The organism is Caballeronia mineralivorans PML1(12) (assembly GCF_001028175.1).
In the GTDB taxonomy this organism is placed as follows: Bacteria; Pseudomonadota; Gammaproteobacteria; order Burkholderiales; family Burkholderiaceae; genus Caballeronia; species Caballeronia mineralivorans.
In genome coordinates this window covers 145,696-163,515 of record NZ_AEJF01000173.1, presented here as the reverse complement: position 1 = coordinate 163,515, position 17,820 = coordinate 145,696, and the positions used below count along the sequence as shown (strand labels likewise).

Genomic DNA, 17,820 nt, shown 5'->3' with positions numbered 1-17,820 from the left:
CTGCATGAACTCATCGACTGAAGCCCAATCCTTAGCCATCGACGTCTATCGCAGCCGCCGTGAACGCGTCCTCGCGGCGCTGCGTGAATCGGGCGGCGGCATCGCCATCGTGCCGACTGCGCGCGAAGTCATGCGCAATCGCGACGCCGATTATCCGTTCCGCCACGACAGCTACTTCTATTACCTGACGGGTTTCACCGAACCCGAAGCGACGTTGGTACTCGACGCCAGCGCTGAAGCCGACGCGCCCGCCGCCATCCTGTTCTGCCGCGAGAAAAACGCCGAGCGGGAGACCTGGGACGGTTTCCGGTACGGTCCCGAAGGCGCGCGTCTCGCGCTGGGTTTCGACGCGGCATTCCCGATCGATCAGCTCGACGCAGAAATGCCGCGCCTGCTCGCCGACAAACCCGCGTTGCACTACGCGCTCGGCAGTTCCGCCGAGCTCGACGCGCAAGTGCGCGGCTGGCTCGCGGCGGTTCGGGCGCAAAGCCGGATCGGTGTGAAAGCGCCATTGAGAGCAAACGACCTGCTGCCTATGCTCGACGAAATGCGTCTGATCAAAGACGCGCACGAACTCGCGATCATGCGGCGCGCCGGGACGATCTCAGCCGTTGCACACCGGCGCGCAATGCAAACCTGCCGCCCCGGGATGCACGAATACGAAATCGAAGCCGAGTTGCTCTACACGTTTCGCCGACGCGGCGCGCAAGCGACCGCCTACGGCACGATCGTCGCAGCCGGCGCAAATGCCTGCACGCTGCATTACCCCGCAGGCAACGCGATCGTGCGCGAAGGCGACCTGATCCTGATCGACGCCGCGTGCGAGCTCGACGGCTACGCGTCCGACATCACGCGCACGTTTCCGGCGAGCGGGCGGTTCACATCGGCGCAACGGGAAATCTACGACATCGTGCTGGCCGCGCAATACGCCGCCGTCGACGCGACTCGCGCGGGCGTCAGTTTCGACGCGCCGCACGAAGCGGCGGTGCGTGTGTTGGCGCAGGGTTTGCTGGACACGGGCATTGTCGACAAGAACAAGTTCGCAACCGTCGACGATGTCATCGCCGAGCGCGCTTATCAGCGTTTTTATATGCATCGGACGGGACATTGGCTCGGCATGGACGTGCACGATGCCGGCGATTACCGCGACGCGCACGCGCAACTCGACGACCAGGGCGCACGCGCGTGGCGCACGTTGAAGGCGGGCATGACGCTGACCATCGAGCCGGGCCTGTACATTCGCGCGGCCGAAGACGTGCCGGAACGTTATGCGAACATCGGCATCCGGATCGAGGACGACGCCATCGTCACCGACAATGGCTGCGAGTTGACGACGCGCGAAGTGCCCGTCGATGCCAACGAAATCGAAGCCTTGATGCGCGACGCGCAAACGCCAGATGCAAATTGAAACTGCAGAAACTATCGGCCATGCACCGCCTGCCGACTATCACTTCGATATAGCGATTGTCGGCGCGGGACCCGTCGGGCTTGCGCTTGCCGGCTGGCTGGCGAAGCGGAGTGCGACATCGCGTTTATCGGTGGCGTTGATCGATGCGCGCGAACCTGGCGCGGCGTCGGCTGATCCACGCGCCATCGCGGTTTCGCATGGAAGCCGCGCGATGCTCGAATCGTCGCTCGGTTTTCCCGCCGATGCCACGCCGATCAAACGCATTCACGTTTCGCAACGCGGTCAATTCGGCCGCACGCTGATCGATCACGATGAGCACGGTTTGCCCGCGCTCGGATATGTCGTGCGTTATGGCTCGCTTGTTACAACGCTGGCGCAGGCCGTGAGCAAAACTGGCGTGCATTGGTTCACGGAAACCACCGCATCGACGCCCCTGCACGATCACGACGGCGTCACGCTGCCGATCCATTCGGCAATCGGCGACCGCACGATCCGCGCGCGCATTCTGGTGAACGCTGAAGGCGGGTTGTATAAGGAAACGGACACTTCTTCGGCTCTTTCAGCCGACGTCAAGAACACGCGCGATTATGGTCAGACGGCTATCGTCGGGACGGTGAGCGTGTCGTCGCCCCAACCTGGCGTCGCATGGGAACGCTTCACGCCCGAGGGTCCGATCGCACTGCTGCCCTGCGGCGGCGCGCGTCAGGCGGACTACGCGCTCGTCTGGTGCTGCGATCCTGAAGAGGCGGCTCGCCGATCGCAACTCCCTGACGATGCGTTCCTCGCCGAACTAGGCGCGGCATTCGGCGAACGCTTGGGCCGCTTCACGCGAATCGCGGGACGAGCCATGTTCCCGCTCGGACTAAACGCGCTGAATGCGCTCGTCGACAGGCGCACGGTCGCTATCGGCAACGCGGCGCAAACGCTGCATCCGGTCGCCGGACAAGGGCTCAATCTCGGTCTCCGCGATGCCCACGCGCTTTGCGACGCGTTATCGACGAATGGCCCGTCAACGGTTGCCTTGAGTCTTTTTGCTCAACGACGCGCGCTGGACCGGCGCATGACGATCGGTGCCACCGACACTCTCGCGCGTCTTTTCACCATCGACTTCCCACCGCTCGCAGCGCTGCGCGGACTGGCATTGAGCGCGCTGGAATTTGTCCCGCCGGTTAAGACCGTGCTGGCACGGCAGATGATGTTCGGGCAGCGACGCTGATTCTTCTCGAGTCAGGCGCGTAAGTTGCGCGCTTGCTTGCGGTGAATGACCACATGCCTTACCGATACGGCATTCATCTACCCAAAGTCGTGCTTTTACTCTATGACGTTCGTAAGTTTCATAGAGGATTTAACAATTTGCCCGTCGATTGGACTTAATTGACCCAGCGCGTTCGCGTTAAAATACGCGTTTCCTTAAGCGCTTTTGCGTCCCTCCGATCCGGGACGCCGCGAGTTTCATGCCCATTTCCACACCGGCCATCGGCCCCCATATTTTGCGCAACAACTTGTTCGTCGCCCCCATGGCGGGTGTGACGGACCGGCCGTTCCGGCAGTTGTGCAAGCGCATGGGTGCGGGTTACGCGGTGTCCGAAATGGTCGCGTCGAATGCGCAATTGTGGAAAAGCGAGAAAACGCTGCGTCGCGCGAATCACGCCGGCGAAGTGGAGCCGATCTCGGTTCAGATCGCCGGCGCCGATCCGACAATGCTCGCCGAAGCCGCGCGTCACAACGTCGCGAACGGCGCGCAGATCATCGACATCAACATGGGCTGCCCAGCCAAAAAAGTCTGCAATGTGGCGGCTGGGTCGGCATTGCTGCAAAACGAAACATTGGTCGCGCAGATCGTACAGGCCGTGGTGAACGCGGTCGGCGTTGGTCCCGATGCCGTGCCCGTCACGCTGAAAATCCGCACGGGCTGGAATCGCGAGAACAAAAACGCGCTGAACGTTGCGCGCATCGCGCAGGACGCAGGCATTTCGATGCTGACCGTGCATGGCCGCACGCGCGCCGATCTGTACAAAGGCGACGCGGAATACGAGACCATCGCGGCCGTCAAAGCTTCCGTGCGCATTCCGGTGGTAGCAAACGGCGACATTGCCACGCCCGAAAAAGCGCGTCACGTGCTCGCCATCACCGGCGCGGATGCAATCATGATCGGCCGCGCCGCGCAGGGCCGTCCGTGGCTCTTTCGCGAGATCGAACACTTTCTGGCGACGGGCGAACATTTGCCGGCGCCGCGTATCGACGAGATCCAGTTACTGATGAATGAGCATCTCGAAGATCACTATGATTTCTATGGCGAATTCACGGGCGTTCGTACAGCGCGCAAGCACATCGGCTGGTACACTCGCGGCCTTTCCGGCGCCAACACGTTCAGACATCGGATGAACACGCTGGACTCCACACGAGAACAATTGCTCGCCGTGAACGAATTCTTCGACGCCCAAAAGGCGTTGTCCGACCGCCTCGTCTATGTCGAGGAACTCGGCGCGGACGCCGAGCGCGGCGGCAACGACGAAGCGCAAGAATCGTGCGACGGGCAGAACCACACAGACCGACTAGCCGCATGAGTAGACATCACATAGAACAATGCGTCCGCCAGAGCCTGGACAATTATTTCCAGGACCTGGACGGCTCGAAACCGCACGACGTCTACGAGATGGTGATTTCGTGCGTCGAAAAACCGATGCTGGAAGTTGTACTGAAGCAAGCCGAGGGCAACCAGTCGCTCGCGGCGGAGTTTCTCGGCATCAACCGCAACACGCTGCGCAAGAAGCTCCAACAGCACGGCCTGATTTGACGCATCTGTTTTATCCGGACCGTCGCGGCGTACGGCGGTCGACTCGAATTTCCTGATTCCCTCGACTCCCCTACCGGCTTCCGCCGTTCCCATCATGATCAAGCAAGCGCTCCTTTCCGTTTCCGACAAGTCTGGCATCGTCGAATTTGCGAAATCGCTGTCGGAGCTAGGCGTCAGCCTGCTTTCGACCGGCGGCACCGCAAAACTGCTCGCCGATGCCGGCCTGCCCGTCACCGAAGTCGCCGACTACACCGGTTTCCCGGAGATGCTCGACGGCCGCGTAAAAACGCTGCACCCGAAGGTTCACGGCGGCATCCTGGCGCGTCGCGACTTGCCGGAACACATGGCCGCGCTCGAGCAACACAGCATTCCGACCATCGACTTGCTGGTGGTGAACCTGTATCCGTTCGTGCAGACGGTATCGAAGGAAGAATGCTCGCTGGAAGATGCGATCGAAAACATCGATATCGGCGGCCCGACCATGCTGCGTTCGGCCGCCAAGAATCATCGCGATGTGACCGTGATTGTCGATCCTTCGGATTACACGACGGTCCTCGACGAAATGCGTTCGGCTAAAAACACCGTCAGCTACGCGACGAACTTCAAGCTCGCGACCAAAGTCTTCGCGCACACCGCGCAATACGACGGCGCGATCACGAACTACCTGACGAGCCTGACCGACGAGTTGCAGCACAAGAGCCGCAACACCTACCCGTCGACGTTCAACCTCGCGTTCACCAAGGTGCAAGATCTGCGTTACGGCGAGAACCCGCATCAAAGCGCCGCGTTTTATCGTGATCTCACGACGCCGGCTGGCGCGCTGGCGAACTACGAGCAGTTGCAGGGCAAGGAGCTGTCGTACAACAACATCGCGGATTCCGATGCTGCGTGGGAATGCGTGAAGACCTTCGACGTGCCGGCCTGCGTGATCATCAAGCACGCGAATCCGTGCGGCGTGGCGATTGGCGCGGATGCGCGCGAGGCGTATTCGAAGGCGTTCCAGACCGATCCGACGTCGGCGTTCGGCGGCATCATCGCGTTCAATCGCGAAGTGGATGAAGCGGCAGCGCAGGCCGTTGCGAAACAGTTCGTGGAAGTGCTGATGGCGCCCTCGTTCAGCGAAGCCGCAAAGCAGATTTTCGCGGCGAAGCAGAACGTGCGTCTGTTGCAGATCGATCTCGGCGATGGCCACAACGCGTTCGATCTGAAGCGCGTGGGCGGCGGCTTGCTCGTCCAATCGCTGGATTCGAAGAACGTGCAGCAGCATGAGCTGCGCGTGGTCACGAAGCGTCATCCGACACCGAAGGAAATGGACGATCTGCTGTTCGCTTGGCGCGTCGCCAAGTACGTGAAGTCGAACGCTATCGTGTTCTGCGGCGGCGGCATGACGCTCGGCGTGGGCGCGGGGCAAATGAGCCGCGTGGATTCGGCGCGCATTGCCAGCATCAAGGCGCAGAACGCCGGGTTGTCGCTGGCGGGATCGGCTGTGGCATCGGATGCGTTTTTCCCGTTCCGCGATGGCCTCGACGTCGTCGTGAATGCGGGTGCGACCTGCGCGATTCAGCCGGGCGGCTCCATGCGCGATGACGAAGTGATCGCCGCTGCCGACGAGCACAACATCGCGATGGTGCTCACCGGAACGCGTCACTTCCGTCACTAAGCACGCTTCACCTTCAGAAAGCCCGGTGGCCGGCAGGCGCACCGGGCTTTTTACTTTCTGCGCCGCGCTGTTAGTATCGCAAGCACTACGTTCCAACGGCACTCCATGAGAATTCTTGGTATTGACCCGGGCCTGCGCGTGACCGGTTTCGGCGTCATCGACAAGACCGGCCAAACGCTCACCTACGTGACCAGCGGCGTCATCAAAACCGCCGACGCCGATTTGCCGTCGCGTCTCCATACGATCTTCGAAGGCATTTCGACGCTCGTCAGGCAGCACGCGCCCGATCAGTCCGCGATCGAGAAGGTGTTCGTGAACGTCAACCCGCAATCGACGCTGCTGCTCGGCCAGGCCCGCGGCGCGGCTATTTGCGGCCTGGTTGCGAACGGCGTGCCAGTGGCCGAGTACACCGCGTTGCAGTTAAAGCAAGCCGTGGTGGGCTACGGCCGTGCAACGAAAGAACAAATGCAGCAGATGGTGGTGCGCTTGCTCGCACTCACCGGCGTGCCCGGCACCGATGCCGCCGACGCACTCGGCATGGCCATCTGTCACGCGCATGCAGGTGGTGCGATGACGGCACTCGGCGGCATCGCGCCATCGCTGGCTAAAAAGGGCCTGCGCGTACGGCGCGGCCGCCTTGTCGGCTAACTCCATTACAAGCTCTCCACCATGATTGGTCGTATCGCAGGCGTTTTGCTGGAAAAGAACCCGCCGTATTTGCTGGTTGATTGCGGCGGCGTCGGTTATGAGATCGCCGTGCCGATGAGCACCTTCTACAACCTGCCGAACAGCGGCGAAAAGGTTGTACTGCTGACTCAGTTGATCGTTCGTGAAGACGCGCATTTGTTGTACGGCTTCGGCACGCAGCAGGAACGCACGACCTTCCGCGAGTTGCTCAAGATCAGCGGGATCGGCGCGCGTATGGCGCTGGCAGTGCTCTCTGGTATGAGCGTTCAGGAACTGGCGCAAGCGGTGACGATGCAGGACGCTGCGCGCCTGACGCGTACGCCTGGCATTGGCAAGAAAACAGCCGAACGCCTCTTGCTCGAATTGAAGGGCAAGCTGGGTGCGGATCTGGGCACGGCGGCGGGCGCCGTGACCGGTCCGGATCACGCGAGCGATATCCTGAATGCATTGCTGGCATTGGGTTACTCCGATAAAGAAGCGCTCATGGCGGTCAAGAATGTTCCAGCCGGCACGGGCGTCTCCGAGGGCATCAAACTGGCCCTGAAGGCGTTGTCCAAGAGCTGAAGCCAGTCTCCCATGCGACTGATCCGGCCAACAGTCGGCCGACCGGCCAGCTTTCGGCGTTTTAGCGACGCTGTACAATCGACGCATGATAGAAACCGACAAACTCGCCGCCGAACGCATCATTTCGGCTACTCCGGTCTCGCCGAACGAGGAAGTGTTCGAGCGGGCGCTGAGGCCGCGTCAGCTCGAGGAATACGTCGGGCAGGAGAAGATCCGGGATCAGCTGCAGATCTTTATCGAGGCCGCACGGCGGCGCTCTGAAGCGCTCGATCACGTTCTGTTATTCGGGCCACCGGGTCTCGGCAAGACCACGCTCGCGCACATCATCGCGCGGGAAATGGGCGTGAATCTGCGGCAAACCTCGGGGCCAGTATTGGAACGCGCCGGCGATCTCGCCGCGCTGCTGACCAACCTCGAAAAGAACGACGTGCTTTTCATCGACGAAATCCACCGGCTGTCGCCGGTCGTCGAGGAAATCCTGTATCCGGCGCTTGAGGATTATCAGATCGACATCATGATCGGCGAAGGTCCTGCAGCGCGCAGCGTGAAGCTGGATTTGCAGCCGTTCACGCTGGTTGGCGCGACCACGCGTGCTGGCATGCTGACCAATCCGTTGCGCGATCGCTTCGGCATTGTGTCGCGGCTGGAGTTCTACACCGCGAGCGAACTGGCGCGGATCGTTACGCGCTCAGCGTCGTTGCTCAAGGCGGATATCGTGCCGGAAGGTGCGCTGGAGATTGCAAAGCGGGCGCGCGGCACACCTCGGATTGCGAACCGGCTGCTTCGCCGCGTGCGCGATTATGCCGAGGTCAGAGCGGACGGCAACATCACGGCCGAAGTGGCCGATGCCGCGTTGAAAATGCTCGACGTCGATCCGGTCGGCTTCGACCTGATGGACCGGAAACTGCTGGAAGCCATCCTGCATAAGTTCGATGGCGGCCCGGTCGGGGTCGACAATCTGGCTGCGGCAATTGGTGAAGAGCGCGACACCATTGAAGACGTACTCGAGCCCTATTTGATCCAGCAGGGGTACTTGCAGCGCACGCCACGCGGACGCGTCGCCACGTTGCTCACGTATCGCCACTTTGGTCTCGCCGCCCCGGACGCGGGTCCCGTTCGCGATCTGTGGGACGCAAATCTGGATACGTAAGCCTCAACAGCCTTGAGCTCAAGCCGATGTCCGATCAAGCTAGCGCGGCACTTCCTTAAGGTCGTCGTCGCTGCTGGGGGACGAAAGATGCGCGACATCGCCCCACGACACGACCTTCGCCTGACCATTCTCGAAGTCCACCACGTTGATGCTCGAATTCAGCAACGGCCAATCGCGCGGCGCGTCGAGCGGAATTCCACGCACGAACCGATAGATGCAATCCAGCACGCCGCCGTGCGCGACACACGCGACGCGTCCATCCGGATGCGTCGCCACGATCGGCTCGACGGCGCGTAACACGCGTTGTGAGAAGGCCCTTTGCGACTCGCCGCCGGGCGGAGCAAAATCCGGATCGTGGCTCTGCCAGACAGCATATTCAGCGGGATACTTCGCGCGGATTTCTTCGCTGTCGTGACCTTGGAAGTCGCCGTACCAACGTTCGCGCAGACCTTCATTCAGGTTCAGTGACAAACCGAGTGCGTTCGCAAACGGTTTTGCCGTTTGCTGGGCACGCAGCAGATCGCTGCAATACACCGCGTCTAGCGGCGCGCCTTCCTTCGACTCCCGCAAAAGACGCTGGGCAAGCTGCCCTGCCTGCGCGATGCCGGTTGTGGCGAGCGGAATGTCGATATGCCCCTGAATCCGCTTGATGCGATTCCAGTCAGTTTCGCCGTGCCTGATGAAGAGGACTTGCGTGGTCATGGGGATTCCAGAGGACGCGCCTGGTCAGCCGGCGCAGTGACAAAACATCAGGGACGTACTTGCAACCAGAAAGTGACCGGCCCGTCATTGACCAGCGACACCTGCATGTCCGCTCCGAACTCGCCGGTCTCGACTATCGGATGCGCGGCGCGCGCCTGCGCAACGAAGTATTCGAAGAGCCTGCGGCCTTCCTCAGGCGGCGCGGCGGGCGTGAAGCTTGGCCGCAGCCCGCTTGAGGTATCCGCCGCGAGCGTGAATTGCGACACCAGCAACACGCCGCCGGCACGCCCCATACCGTCGATATCCCTCACCGGCAGATTCATCTTGCCAGCGGCGTCGCTGAAGACGCGATACGCCAGCATCTTTGCCAGCAACTTGTCGGCGACCGCAGGCGTGTCACCACGCTCCGCGCACACAAGCGCCAGCAAGCCCGCATCGATCGCACCCGTCACGCGGTCACCCACGCGCACGTCGGCCCGCAAAACGCGCTGAATGAGTGCGATCACGCGCTTACGCCGCCAGCGTGACGCGCGCGAAGCGGCGTTTGCCGACCTGCACGACAAACTCGCCCGCCTCGATCTTCAAGCCCTTGTCCGACACCGTCGCGCCATCGATCTTCACGCCACCCTGCTCGATATTGCGCAGCGCCTCGCTAGTCGAAGGCACCAGCCCGGCTTGCTTGAGCAATTGCCCGATAGCGAGCGGTGCGCCGCTGAGCGTCACGGACGGAATCTCATCCGGCACACCGCCCTTCGCACGATGATTGAAGTCTTCCAATGCCCGTTCGGCGTCGGCCGGCGAATGGAAACGCGAGACGATTTCCTGCCCCAGCAGCACCTTGAAATCGCGCGGGTTGCGACCACCCCCGGCTTCACTCTTGAACCGCGCAATCTCTTCGATACTTCTAAACGACAGCAGCTCGAAATAGCGCCACATGAGCGTGTCGGAGATGCTCATCAGCTTGCCGAACATGTCGGTCGGCTTCTCACTGATACCGATGTAGTTGTGTTTCGACTTCGACATCTTTTCGACGCCGTCCAGCCCTTCCAGCAGCGGCATGGTCAAGATGCATTGCTGCTCCTGGCCATATTGCTTTTGCAATTCGCGGCCCACGAGCAGATTGAACTTCTGGTCCGTGCCACCGAGTTCGAGATCGGCGTTCAGCGCAACCGAGTCGTAACCCTGCATCAGCGGATAGAGCAACTCATGGATCGAGATCGGCACGCCGCCTTGATAGCGCTTCGTGAAATCCTCGCGTTCAAGAATTCGCGCAACCGTATAGCGCGAGGCGAGCTTGATCATGCCGTCGGCGCCGAGCGGCATTGACCACTCGCTGTTGTAACGAATCTCGGTCTTCTCACGATCCAGCACGAGCGCAGCCTGTTCGAAATAGGTCTTCGCGTTCGACTCGATCTGCTCGCGCGTAAGCGGCGGCCGCGTGGCGTTACGCCCCGATGGATCGCCGATCAGCGAAGTAAAGTCGCCGATCAGGAAGATCACCGTGTGGCCGAGATCCTGCAACTGGCGCATCTTGTTCAGGACGACCGTATGGCCAATATGGATGTCAGGCGCGGTCGGGTCGAGCCCAAGCTTGATGCGCAGCGGTTTGCCGTTCACGGCGCTGCGAGCGAGCTTTTGCGCGAACTCGGCTTCGATCAGCAACTCGTCACAGCCCCGTTTCGCGATAGCAAGCGCGGCCTGCACTTCGTCGGTGAGGGGCAAGGTTTTCGCAGCCGAAGCCGGAGAGTCGTTCGGTTCAGTGGTCATGCTTGCAACTTTTTCGGGTGATTTATTCGGGGCGCTAACGGGCGCGTATCTGGCAATAGCCGCTGTTTCCGGGCACGTTCACAGTCGCGTTCGAACGCGGAAAATCGTGCGGCATTCGCTTGTTCAGGCAACGGATTTTACGTGATGTCGTGCGCCTTCGCCCCGTTTTCCCCGCGCGTTGGCCGTTCGGCCATGTTTCGGACGTTGCGGCTCGGGATACCCTGCGCCAAACATGGCTGAATGGCCAGCGGCTTAACGAGTTGCATCGATGCGTGGATAATCGGTCCATCGCGGCCGATTTGGCCAAACGAATTTCTACGATGGCGCCCCGACCAGCGGTCGTCGGCGAACCCGCATCGAACAGGAGAGCAATGTGGCGCGACGGACCGAGGCGACGGAAACAAGCGACATGGCGGACGGCGTGTATTTCGGGCTGATGTCGGGCACAAGCATGGATGGCGTAGACGGCATTGCCGTCCAGTTCACGGCCGGCAAGCCACCCGTCGTGCTTGGCGAGGCTCATGTCGGGTTCTCACAAGGCCTGCGCGACGCGCTTTTCGCCCTTCAGGCCCCAGGCGACAATGAACTGGAACGCGAAGCCCTCGCGGCGAACGCGCTCGCCACGCGCTACGCCGTGTGTTGTCACGAACTGGCGAGCATGAGCGGTTACTCGTCTGCGAAAGTCCGCGCGATCGGCGTACACGGGCAGACGGTGCGGCATCGGCCGGAAAAGGGTTACACGCGGCAAATCAACAATCCTGCGCTGCTTGCTGAAATGACCAACATCGACATCGTCGCCGATTTTCGTAGCCGCGACGTCGCCGCGGGCGGCCAAGGCGCACCGCTCGTCCCGGCGTTCCACGCGACCATTTTCGGCAGCAAGAACGAAACGCGCGTGGTCTGCAATCTTGGCGGCATCAGCAATATCACCATTCTCTCGGCCGACGGCGGCGTGCACGGTTTCGATTGCGGGCCAGCCAATGCATTGCTGGACGAATGGGCGCATCGCCATCTGCAACGCCCCTTCGACGAAGGCGGTCATTTCGCAGCGCAGGGCCAGGTGCATCAACCGCTGTTGAACGTCTTGCTCGATGAACCGTTCTTCGAACAGCAGCCACCCAAAAGCACCGGGCGCGACTTGTTCAATCCTGAGTGGCTCGACACCAAACTCGTGGGTTTTGAGAAGGTTTCGCCCGAGGATGTACAAGCAACGCTCGTAGCGCTAACAGCCATTACCGTCGCGCGAGAAATCGAGCGGCATGCATCCGATTGCCGTGCGGTCTATGTGTGCGGCGGCGGCGCCCGTAATCCGGTGCTGATGAAGGCGATCGAGCAGGCGCTTGGAGAGACCGGCGTGGCGGGTGTCCCCGTAATGACCACCGACGCGCTCGGCGTGCCGCCCCAACAGGTCGAAGCATTGGCATTCGCATGGCTGGCCATGCGTTGCGTGGCGCGTAAGCCGGGCAGTGTCCCGGCGGTAACGGGCGCCGCGGGAGAACGGGTTTTGGGGGCGATTTATCCGCGCTGAGTGCCGCCCGCAACGAACAGCCCGGTACGCCCGCGCAAAAACAAAAACGGAGCCTGAAGGCTCCGTTTCACATCTGCACTGCTACCGCGTAATCCGATCAGAATCAGGCCGAGAACGACGATCCGCAACCGCAGGTGCTGGTTGCATTCGGATTCTTGATCACGAACTGCGCACCGTTCAGATCATCCTTGTAGTCGATCTCGGCGCCGACGAGGTATTGATAGCTCATCGAATCAATCAGGAGCTGGACGCCAGCTTTGTCCATCACGGTGTCGTCTTCGTTGATGGCTTCGTCAAACGTGAAACCATACTGGAAACCCGAACAACCGCCGCCCTGCACGAATACGCGCAGCTTCAGTTCCGGATTGCCTTCTTCGTCAATCAGTTGCTTGACCTTGTCAGCTGCTGCGTCGGTGAAAACGAACGGCAGCGGCATTTCGGTCGTGGGGGTGTCGGTGACAGCGTTCATTCGAACTCTCCAAAAAAGCTTCTAGTGCCTATTGTAGGGCTGATCTCAATATCGTGCTGGAAGCCCATGTAATCAATAGGCTATCACTCCACACTATCCCGAATTTGCCGCGGCTGCCTAGGGCACCGCTGACGAATTGCCGCGATCCGCGACCATCCGCCACGAAAAAAGCCGCCAGCGCATACACGCAGGCGGCTTTTTCGAGCCATTTCGCCGTAATAACGACGAAACCGCCAACCAGCTTAACGCTTCGAGAATTGTTTCCGGCGACGTGCCTTGTGGAAACCAACTTTCTTACGTTCGACTTCACGTGCGTCGCGGGTAACGAAGCCGGCTTGCGACAGCGTGGGCTTCAGCGTAGCGTCGTAGTCCATCAGGGCACGCGTGATGCCATGGCGAACTGCGCCTGCCTGACCCGTCTCACCGCCGCCGTTCACGTTGACCTTGATGTCGAACGTGGTGGCGTGGCTCGTCAGCTCCAGCGGCTGGCGCACGATCATCAGCGATGTTTCGCGCGAGAAATAATCAGCAATGGGCTTGCCATTGACGATGATCACGCCCGTGCCGGACTTGATGAACACGCGGGCAGTGGCGCTCTTGCGGCGGCCCGTACCGTAATTCCAATTACCGATCATATGGGCTCCCTTTAGATCTCGAGCGCTTTAGGCTGTTGAGCCGTGTGCGGATGCGTTGCGCCAGCGTAGACCTTGAGCTTCTTGATCATAGCGTAGCCGAGCGGACCTTTCGGCAACATGCCCTTGACCGCTTTCTCGAACGCACGGCCCGGGAAGCGTTCTTGCATCTTGTTGAACGTCGTTTCGTAGATGCCGCCCGGGTAGCCCGAGTGACGGTAGTACTTCTTGTCAGTACCCTTGTTGCCCGTAACGCGCAACTTGCTGGCGTTGATGATGACGATGAAATCGCCAGTGTCGACGTGCGGGGTGAACTCGGGTTTGTGCTTGCCGCGAAGTCGGGCGGCCACTTCACTGGCGACACGTCCGAGAACCTTATCCGTCGCGTCAATCACGTACCATTCACGCGTCACCTCATGGGCTTTTGCGGAAAACGTCTTCATGATCGATCCAAAAAATAATTCTGCCCTGTGATGTCCCGCTTGTATGTAAGTGCGCATCGAGGCGCGTGCGGGCTCTCCCTGTTTCTCGTCCGCGGGCATGGTGCGGATAGAGAACTTTGAATTATAAGGGAAATTTTGATGTGAAGTCAAAACTTGCCTGTTCAGCAAGCTAATGTGCCCCAGGTCAGGACCGAAATCGACGAAAAAGCAGACGAAAAAAAGCCCGAGCCTTGGGCTCGGGCTGAATCCACCTAGGAGGAGGTGGAGGAGACGCTGTGTGTTTGTCGGACTGCGACAACCAGTGAGAGCAAGTATATGAAGTGCTTTTGTGCAAAGCAAGTAAATTTGCATTATGGGATAGAGTTTCATAATGCAAAATTATGACGAAACGAGGATCTCATAAATTTAGTATTTATAATCAGTAACTTACTATAGATCAAGAAAGCACAGGAAGCGTAGGCGCTCATCAAAACCCCTTATCCCTAGTAGGGAAATTGCGGATTCATCTTACGTATCGCAATGCAACAATGCGCTGCGGCTAAGCTTGGAAAGAAACACGGCTTCGATTCCTACAATCAGCTAAAACGCTACAATCAACACGATTAAACAAGTGCCCTTACGGCACCCGGAGTTTTCTCATGGAATGCAAAGTTAGCTGGATGGGACAGGACGGAATGGCGTTTGCCGCGGAAACGGGCAGCGGCCATCTGGTCACCATGGACGGCGCGCCGGAAGGCGGTGGCCGCAATCTTTCACCACGGCCGATGGAAATGGTGTTGCTCGGCACGGGCGGCTGCACCGCGTACGACGTCGTGATGATCCTGAAGAAAAGCCGTCAGGAAATCGCGGGCTGCTCGGTGACGCTCAAGGCCGAGCGTGCTAGCGAGGATCCGAAAGTGTTCACGAAGATCCACTTCCACTTCACGGTGACGGGCAAGAACCTGAATCCCGCGACGGTCGAGCGCGCGATCAACCTGTCACACGATAAATACTGCTCCGCGTCGATCATGCTTGCCAAGACGGCTGAGTTGACGCATTCGTTCGATATCGTCGCGAGCTAGACGCCGCGCGCATCGAAAATACGAAGACGAAAAAAGCCGGCGTCATCACTGACGCCGGCTTTCTTTTTAAATAGTCACAAAGCAGGCCGATAAGCCGGATTCTGTGCACGCATCACACCCGAAAGCGTGAGGCGCGTGGCAGCCATTCCTCTAGTCGCGCCATTACTGACGCGCTCAAGCTTCCTACCCGCAGACGAGACGGAGGCACCGTCCTGCATCGCGAAGATGCGCGCCTGCCTACTTGGAATTGCTCCGGGTGGAGGTTACCTTGCCGGTCTGCCTTGCAGCAGCCGCGGTGCGCTCTTACCGCACCGTTTCACCCTTACCTGATCCCCTGGCTTGCGCCCGGGGCCATCGGCGGTTTGCTTTCTGTTGCCCTGTTCCGCGTGTCGCCACGGATGGCCGTTAGCCATCACCCTGCCTGGTGGAGTCCGGACTTTCCTCGCCCTCTCCGGCCGAAACCGGAAAAGCCGCGACTGCCTGGCCTGCTTTGCAGCACTGATTTTAGCATGGGCGCGCAGCCTCGCCGTCGGGCTCATTGTGCTGGCTAAGCGCGCGGCCGGCGGCCGGATCGGAAAACTTGGGAGTCGTCGTAGAAGGACGGAGTTTCGTTCCCCTGCCACCAGCCCGGCACGCCCAGCACGGGCAACGGCGTGAAATATTGGCTGGAAACGGCTTCGCTCTTTAAGCGTTCGGACACAGCATTGTCGAGGGTGGCGCGGCGCTCGGCATCGGTGGCGAAGAAATAGGCTGGCTCGACCTCGACGATCCACGCGTGTCCCGTGCACGCCTTGTACGGCGCGACCAGCTTTTCCAGCAGCGCGTGGCCGAAGATGCGCGCCTCGCATCGGCAGCCCCAGGCATCGCGTTGTTCGACGAGCAACGTGTGCCAGTCGAATGCGCGAAGCGCAGCGGCAAGCGAAGGGTCGGCGCACGCAAAAAGGACGGCGTTTTCGTCGAACAGCGTCAGGGCGTCGCGCGCCGCGCCTCGCGTCGGACCAATGCCGAGCACATCGATTTCCGCGGCCTGGCGAGCGTTCAGCGCCGCCTTGATGCGCGGGTACTGGAACCACATCGTGCCGTTGAAGAAATCGTGCAGGTTGTAGCGCGTCGGCACGCAGCCAGTCTCGGCGATATGCCCTTCATATGAGGCGCCCGCCGGCAACTCGTCCTGCGCGATGAACGACAGCGGCTTGCCACGTCCGGTTACACGCGGGTCGGTGCGGGCATCGGCGTTAAGGATGGAAAGATAGGCAGGGTAGCTATCGAGTGCGGCCTGGCGCCAGCGTTCGCCGCGCTCGGCAAGTGGCGCAAGCCACGGGCTGGACCAGTCGATGCCCATAAAACTCTCCGCCACGCGGGCATCGGATAGCCCCGACGATGATCCCGCGCATTCAGGCTTCGGTGAATTTTCCCGGTCGGACATGCGAGTAGCTAGAGAGAGGCACGGGCTTTAAGGTCCAGGAATTAATTATCCGGCACGCCGAGGCATACGCATGACGTGCCCCGGCAGCCGTCACTCCATGCGCCAGCCAATCGATTCTCCCCCGCCCAGCGGCACGATTTCGTCACCGCCGGCCATGAATTCGGCGGGTAGCGTCCACGGTTCCCGGCGCAGCGTCACACGTTCCGTCGCACGCGGCAAACCGTAAAAGTCCGCGCCGTGAAAGCTCGCGAAACCCTCAAGCCGCTCAAGCGCACCAGCCTGATCGAAGGCTTGCGTATAGAGCTCCAGCGCGTGCAGCGCCGTGTAACAACCGGCACAGCCGCACGCGTGCTCCTTCAGCCCCTTCGCGTGCGGCGCGCTGTCCGTGCCGAGGAAAAACCGAGGATTTCCCGACGTCGCCGCCGCCACCAGCGCCACGCGATGCGTCTCGCGTTTCAGCACCGGCAAGCAGTAGTAATGCGGCCGAATCCCGCCGACAAACAGCGCATTCCGGTTGTACAGCAAATGATGCGCGGTCAGCGTGGCACCGGTCGGACCGTCGGCATCGCGGACATAATCGGCGGCGTCCTTCGTCGTGATGTGCTCGAACACCACCTTCAGCGCGGGAAAATCACGGCGCAAAGGCGTCATCACGCGATCGATAAAAACCTTCTCCCGATCGAACATATCGACGGCCGCGTCCGTGACTTCGCCATGCACCAGCAGCGGCAGGTTGTGCTCCTGCATGGCCTCCAGCGTTTTGGCGCATTTCGCGATGCTCGTCACACCGGCATCGGAATTGGTCGTCGCACCGGCGGGATAAAGCTTCACCCCGTGCACAAAACCGCTTTCACGGGCGCGGCGAATTTCGTCGGGTGGGGTGTTGTCGGTGAGATAAAGCGTCATCAGCGGTTCGAAACGCGCGGCCGGGCCATCCTTCGGCAAGGCCGCCAGAATCCGCTCGCGATACGCCGCCGCCATCCCGGTCGTCGTCACCGGCGGCCGCAGGTTCGGCATGATGATCGCGCGGCCGAACTGGCGCGCCGTGTGCGGAAGGACGGCCGCGAGCACGGCGCCGTCGCGCACGTGCAAATGCCAGTCGTCGGGACGCGCGAGCGTGACGGAGTCAACGGAAGATGCGGACGAGGCGGAAGCAGGCGTGGAAGCGGACATTGGCGTGATAACGGCGAAAATAATCGGATGACGGAAACAGAAGGACAGCGGTGACGATAAAAACATTAGCACGCACGCAGAACATCGGCGGGCCGAAGCACGCCGCAACGACGCGTTCACTGCAAAACCCCTCAACCCAACGGGCGCAGGTTCGCCACGAAAATCCGCCGGCTGGATAAGCGAATCGCACTCCAACACCGCGTGCGCAGCGACGCGCTGGAGCAATCGGTCAGTTTTCCTCGCGCGAGCCGCGCCCATACCGTGGAAATTCCACCACGATGCCACCCCGCGGTCGAACGCCGCGATTTTTTGGCGGTTTGGTCGATGCTATGCTTTGGCAACCCGTATTGTAA

General features: G+C 60.8%; 18 protein-coding genes and 1 other RNA gene. 10 read left to right on the top strand and 9 right to left on the bottom strand.

All coding sequences use genetic code 11. The features are described 5' to 3' along the window. The first annotated feature begins 4 nt into the window (after nucleotides 1-4). The 8 genes from EOS_RS29265 (at nucleotide 5) to ruvB (ending at nucleotide 8,266) form a co-directional block, all read left to right on the top strand. Nucleotides 5-1,408, top strand: coding sequence for an aminopeptidase P N-terminal domain-containing protein (locus EOS_RS29265; RefSeq protein ID WP_047895673.1), 1,404 nt, complete (start codon nucleotides 5-7; stop codon nucleotides 1,406-1,408). Then, entirely contained in the window at nucleotides 1,398-2,624 is a 1,227-nt protein-coding gene (locus EOS_RS29260) for a UbiH/UbiF/VisC/COQ6 family ubiquinone biosynthesis hydroxylase (RefSeq protein WP_047895672.1), read from the top strand. Before EOS_RS29265 ends, EOS_RS29260 begins: the two co-directional genes overlap by 11 nt. 238 nt (nucleotides 2,625-2,862) lie before the next feature. Then, entirely contained in the window at nucleotides 2,863-3,975 is a 1,113-nt protein-coding gene (gene dusB / locus EOS_RS29255; protein ID WP_047895671.1) for a tRNA dihydrouridine synthase DusB, read from the top strand. Then, complete coding sequence (locus tag EOS_RS29250; protein WP_031357513.1) at nucleotides 3,972-4,205, top strand: Fis family transcriptional regulator; 234 nt, start codon at nucleotides 3,972-3,974, stop codon at nucleotides 4,203-4,205. Before dusB ends, EOS_RS29250 begins: the two co-directional genes overlap by 4 nt. Before the next feature lie 94 nt (nucleotides 4,206-4,299). Then, on the top strand, nucleotides 4,300-5,865 hold the full coding sequence (gene purH, locus EOS_RS29245; RefSeq protein WP_047895670.1) for a bifunctional phosphoribosylaminoimidazolecarboxamide formyltransferase/IMP cyclohydrolase: 1,566 nt from the start codon (nucleotides 4,300-4,302) through the stop codon (nucleotides 5,863-5,865). 105 nt (nucleotides 5,866-5,970) lie between these two features. Then, nucleotides 5,971-6,513 carry a crossover junction endodeoxyribonuclease RuvC gene (gene ruvC / locus EOS_RS29240; RefSeq protein ID WP_047895669.1) on the top strand — a complete coding sequence of 181 codons (543 nt, stop codon included), beginning with the start codon at nucleotides 5,971-5,973 and terminating at the stop codon, nucleotides 6,511-6,513. 21 nt (nucleotides 6,514-6,534) lie between these two features. Continuing rightward, the gene (gene ruvA / locus EOS_RS29235) at nucleotides 6,535-7,116 is read left to right on the top strand and encodes a Holliday junction branch migration protein RuvA (RefSeq protein WP_047895668.1); all 582 of its coding nucleotides are present in this window, start codon (nucleotides 6,535-6,537) and stop codon (nucleotides 7,114-7,116) included. An 85-nt stretch (nucleotides 7,117-7,201) separates the two neighbouring features. Continuing rightward, complete coding sequence (ruvB, locus tag EOS_RS29230; protein WP_047895667.1) at nucleotides 7,202-8,266, top strand: Holliday junction branch migration DNA helicase RuvB; 1,065 nt, start codon at nucleotides 7,202-7,204, stop codon at nucleotides 8,264-8,266. A 39-nt stretch (nucleotides 8,267-8,305) separates the two neighbouring features. Here ruvB and EOS_RS29225 read toward each other — a convergent pair whose 3' ends face one another. From EOS_RS29225 to tyrS, 3 genes are read right to left on the bottom strand one after another with little or no spacing between them, the layout of a single operon-like run. Beyond that, nucleotides 8,306-8,968: a histidine phosphatase family protein gene (locus EOS_RS29225; protein WP_047895666.1), complete on the bottom strand. Its 663-nt coding sequence runs from the start codon at nucleotides 8,966-8,968 to the stop codon at nucleotides 8,306-8,308. A gap of 47 nt (nucleotides 8,969-9,015) precedes the next feature. Beyond that, nucleotides 9,016-9,474, bottom strand: coding sequence for a D-aminoacyl-tRNA deacylase (dtd, locus tag EOS_RS29220; protein ID WP_047895665.1), 459 nt, complete (start codon nucleotides 9,472-9,474; stop codon nucleotides 9,016-9,018). A gap of 4 nt (nucleotides 9,475-9,478) precedes the next feature. Continuing rightward, nucleotides 9,479-10,735 carry a tyrosine--tRNA ligase gene (tyrS, locus tag EOS_RS29215; protein WP_047895664.1) on the bottom strand — a complete coding sequence of 419 codons (1,257 nt, stop codon included), beginning with the start codon at nucleotides 10,733-10,735 and terminating at the stop codon, nucleotides 9,479-9,481. 373 nt (nucleotides 10,736-11,108) lie between these two features. Between tyrS and EOS_RS29210 the strand changes: the two genes are divergently transcribed. After that, nucleotides 11,109-12,263: an anhydro-N-acetylmuramic acid kinase gene (locus EOS_RS29210; protein WP_268760364.1), complete on the top strand. Its 1,155-nt coding sequence runs from the start codon at nucleotides 11,109-11,111 to the stop codon at nucleotides 12,261-12,263. A gap of 103 nt (nucleotides 12,264-12,366) precedes the next feature. Here EOS_RS29210 and erpA read toward each other — a convergent pair whose 3' ends face one another. From erpA to rplM, 3 genes are all read right to left on the bottom strand, one after another. Then, entirely contained in the window at nucleotides 12,367-12,732 is a 366-nt protein-coding gene (gene erpA, locus EOS_RS29205; RefSeq protein ID WP_031357523.1) for an iron-sulfur cluster insertion protein ErpA, read from the bottom strand. Nucleotides 12,733-12,974: 242 nt separating this feature from the next. After that, complete coding sequence (rpsI, locus tag EOS_RS29200) at nucleotides 12,975-13,367, bottom strand: 30S ribosomal protein S9 (RefSeq protein ID WP_031357524.1); 393 nt, start codon at nucleotides 13,365-13,367, stop codon at nucleotides 12,975-12,977. 11 nt (nucleotides 13,368-13,378) lie between these two features. Continuing rightward, nucleotides 13,379-13,807, bottom strand: coding sequence for a 50S ribosomal protein L13 (gene rplM / locus EOS_RS29195; RefSeq protein ID WP_031357525.1), 429 nt, complete (start codon nucleotides 13,805-13,807; stop codon nucleotides 13,379-13,381). Nucleotides 13,808-14,445: 638 nt separating this feature from the next. On the opposite strand from rplM, the gene EOS_RS29190 reads away from it, so the two are divergent. Next, entirely contained in the window at nucleotides 14,446-14,868 is a 423-nt protein-coding gene (locus tag EOS_RS29190) for an OsmC family protein (protein ID WP_047895663.1), read from the top strand. Nucleotides 14,869-14,942: 74 nt separating this feature from the next. Here the strand turns inward: EOS_RS29190 and rnpB are convergent. The 3 genes from rnpB to pyrC form a co-directional block, all read right to left on the bottom strand. Further along, nucleotides 14,943-15,360: RNase P RNA component class A (gene rnpB / locus EOS_RS43725), an RNA gene on the bottom strand. Between the two features lie 55 nt (nucleotides 15,361-15,415). Then, nucleotides 15,416-16,210, bottom strand: a complete 795-nt coding sequence (locus EOS_RS29185) for a DUF3025 domain-containing protein (protein WP_053064077.1) — start codon at nucleotides 16,208-16,210, stop codon at nucleotides 15,416-15,418. Nucleotides 16,211-16,384: 174 nt separating this feature from the next. Then, nucleotides 16,385-17,467: a dihydroorotase gene (pyrC, locus tag EOS_RS29180; protein WP_047895700.1), complete on the bottom strand. Its 1,083-nt coding sequence runs from the start codon at nucleotides 17,465-17,467 to the stop codon at nucleotides 16,385-16,387. Nucleotides 17,468-17,820: the final 353 nt, after the last annotated feature.

Coding starts and splice junctions, on each gene's coding strand:
- EOS_RS29265 (WP_047895673.1), top strand. CDS start 5: ATGAACTCATCGACTGAAGCCCAATCCTTAGCCATCGACGTCTATCGC.
- EOS_RS29260 (WP_047895672.1), top strand. CDS start 1,398: ATGCAAATTGAAACTGCAGAAACTATCGGCCATGCACCGCCTGCCGAC.
- dusB (WP_047895671.1), top strand. CDS start 2,863: ATGCCCATTTCCACACCGGCCATCGGCCCCCATATTTTGCGCAACAAC.
- EOS_RS29250 (WP_031357513.1), top strand. CDS start 3,972: ATGAGTAGACATCACATAGAACAATGCGTCCGCCAGAGCCTGGACAAT.
- purH (WP_047895670.1), top strand. CDS start 4,300: ATGATCAAGCAAGCGCTCCTTTCCGTTTCCGACAAGTCTGGCATCGTC.
- ruvC (WP_047895669.1), top strand. CDS start 5,971: ATGAGAATTCTTGGTATTGACCCGGGCCTGCGCGTGACCGGTTTCGGC.
- ruvA (WP_047895668.1), top strand. CDS start 6,535: ATGATTGGTCGTATCGCAGGCGTTTTGCTGGAAAAGAACCCGCCGTAT.
- ruvB (WP_047895667.1), top strand. CDS start 7,202: ATGATAGAAACCGACAAACTCGCCGCCGAACGCATCATTTCGGCTACT.
- EOS_RS29225 (WP_047895666.1), bottom strand. CDS start 8,968: ATGACCACGCAAGTCCTCTTCATCAGGCACGGCGAAACTGACTGGAAT.
- tyrS (WP_047895664.1), bottom strand. CDS start 10,735: ATGACCACTGAACCGAACGACTCTCCGGCTTCGGCTGCGAAAACCTTG.
- erpA (WP_031357523.1), bottom strand. CDS start 12,732: ATGAACGCTGTCACCGACACCCCCACGACCGAAATGCCGCTGCCGTTC.
- rpsI (WP_031357524.1), bottom strand. CDS start 13,367: ATGATCGGTAATTGGAATTACGGTACGGGCCGCCGCAAGAGCGCCACT.
- rplM (WP_031357525.1), bottom strand. CDS start 13,807: ATGAAGACGTTTTCCGCAAAAGCCCATGAGGTGACGCGTGAATGGTAC.
- EOS_RS29190 (WP_047895663.1), top strand. CDS start 14,446: ATGGAATGCAAAGTTAGCTGGATGGGACAGGACGGAATGGCGTTTGCC.
- EOS_RS29185 (WP_053064077.1), bottom strand. CDS start 16,210: ATGGGCATCGACTGGTCCAGCCCGTGGCTTGCGCCACTTGCCGAGCGC.
- pyrC (WP_047895700.1), bottom strand. CDS start 17,467: ATGTCCGCTTCCACGCCTGCTTCCGCCTCGTCCGCATCTTCCGTTGAC.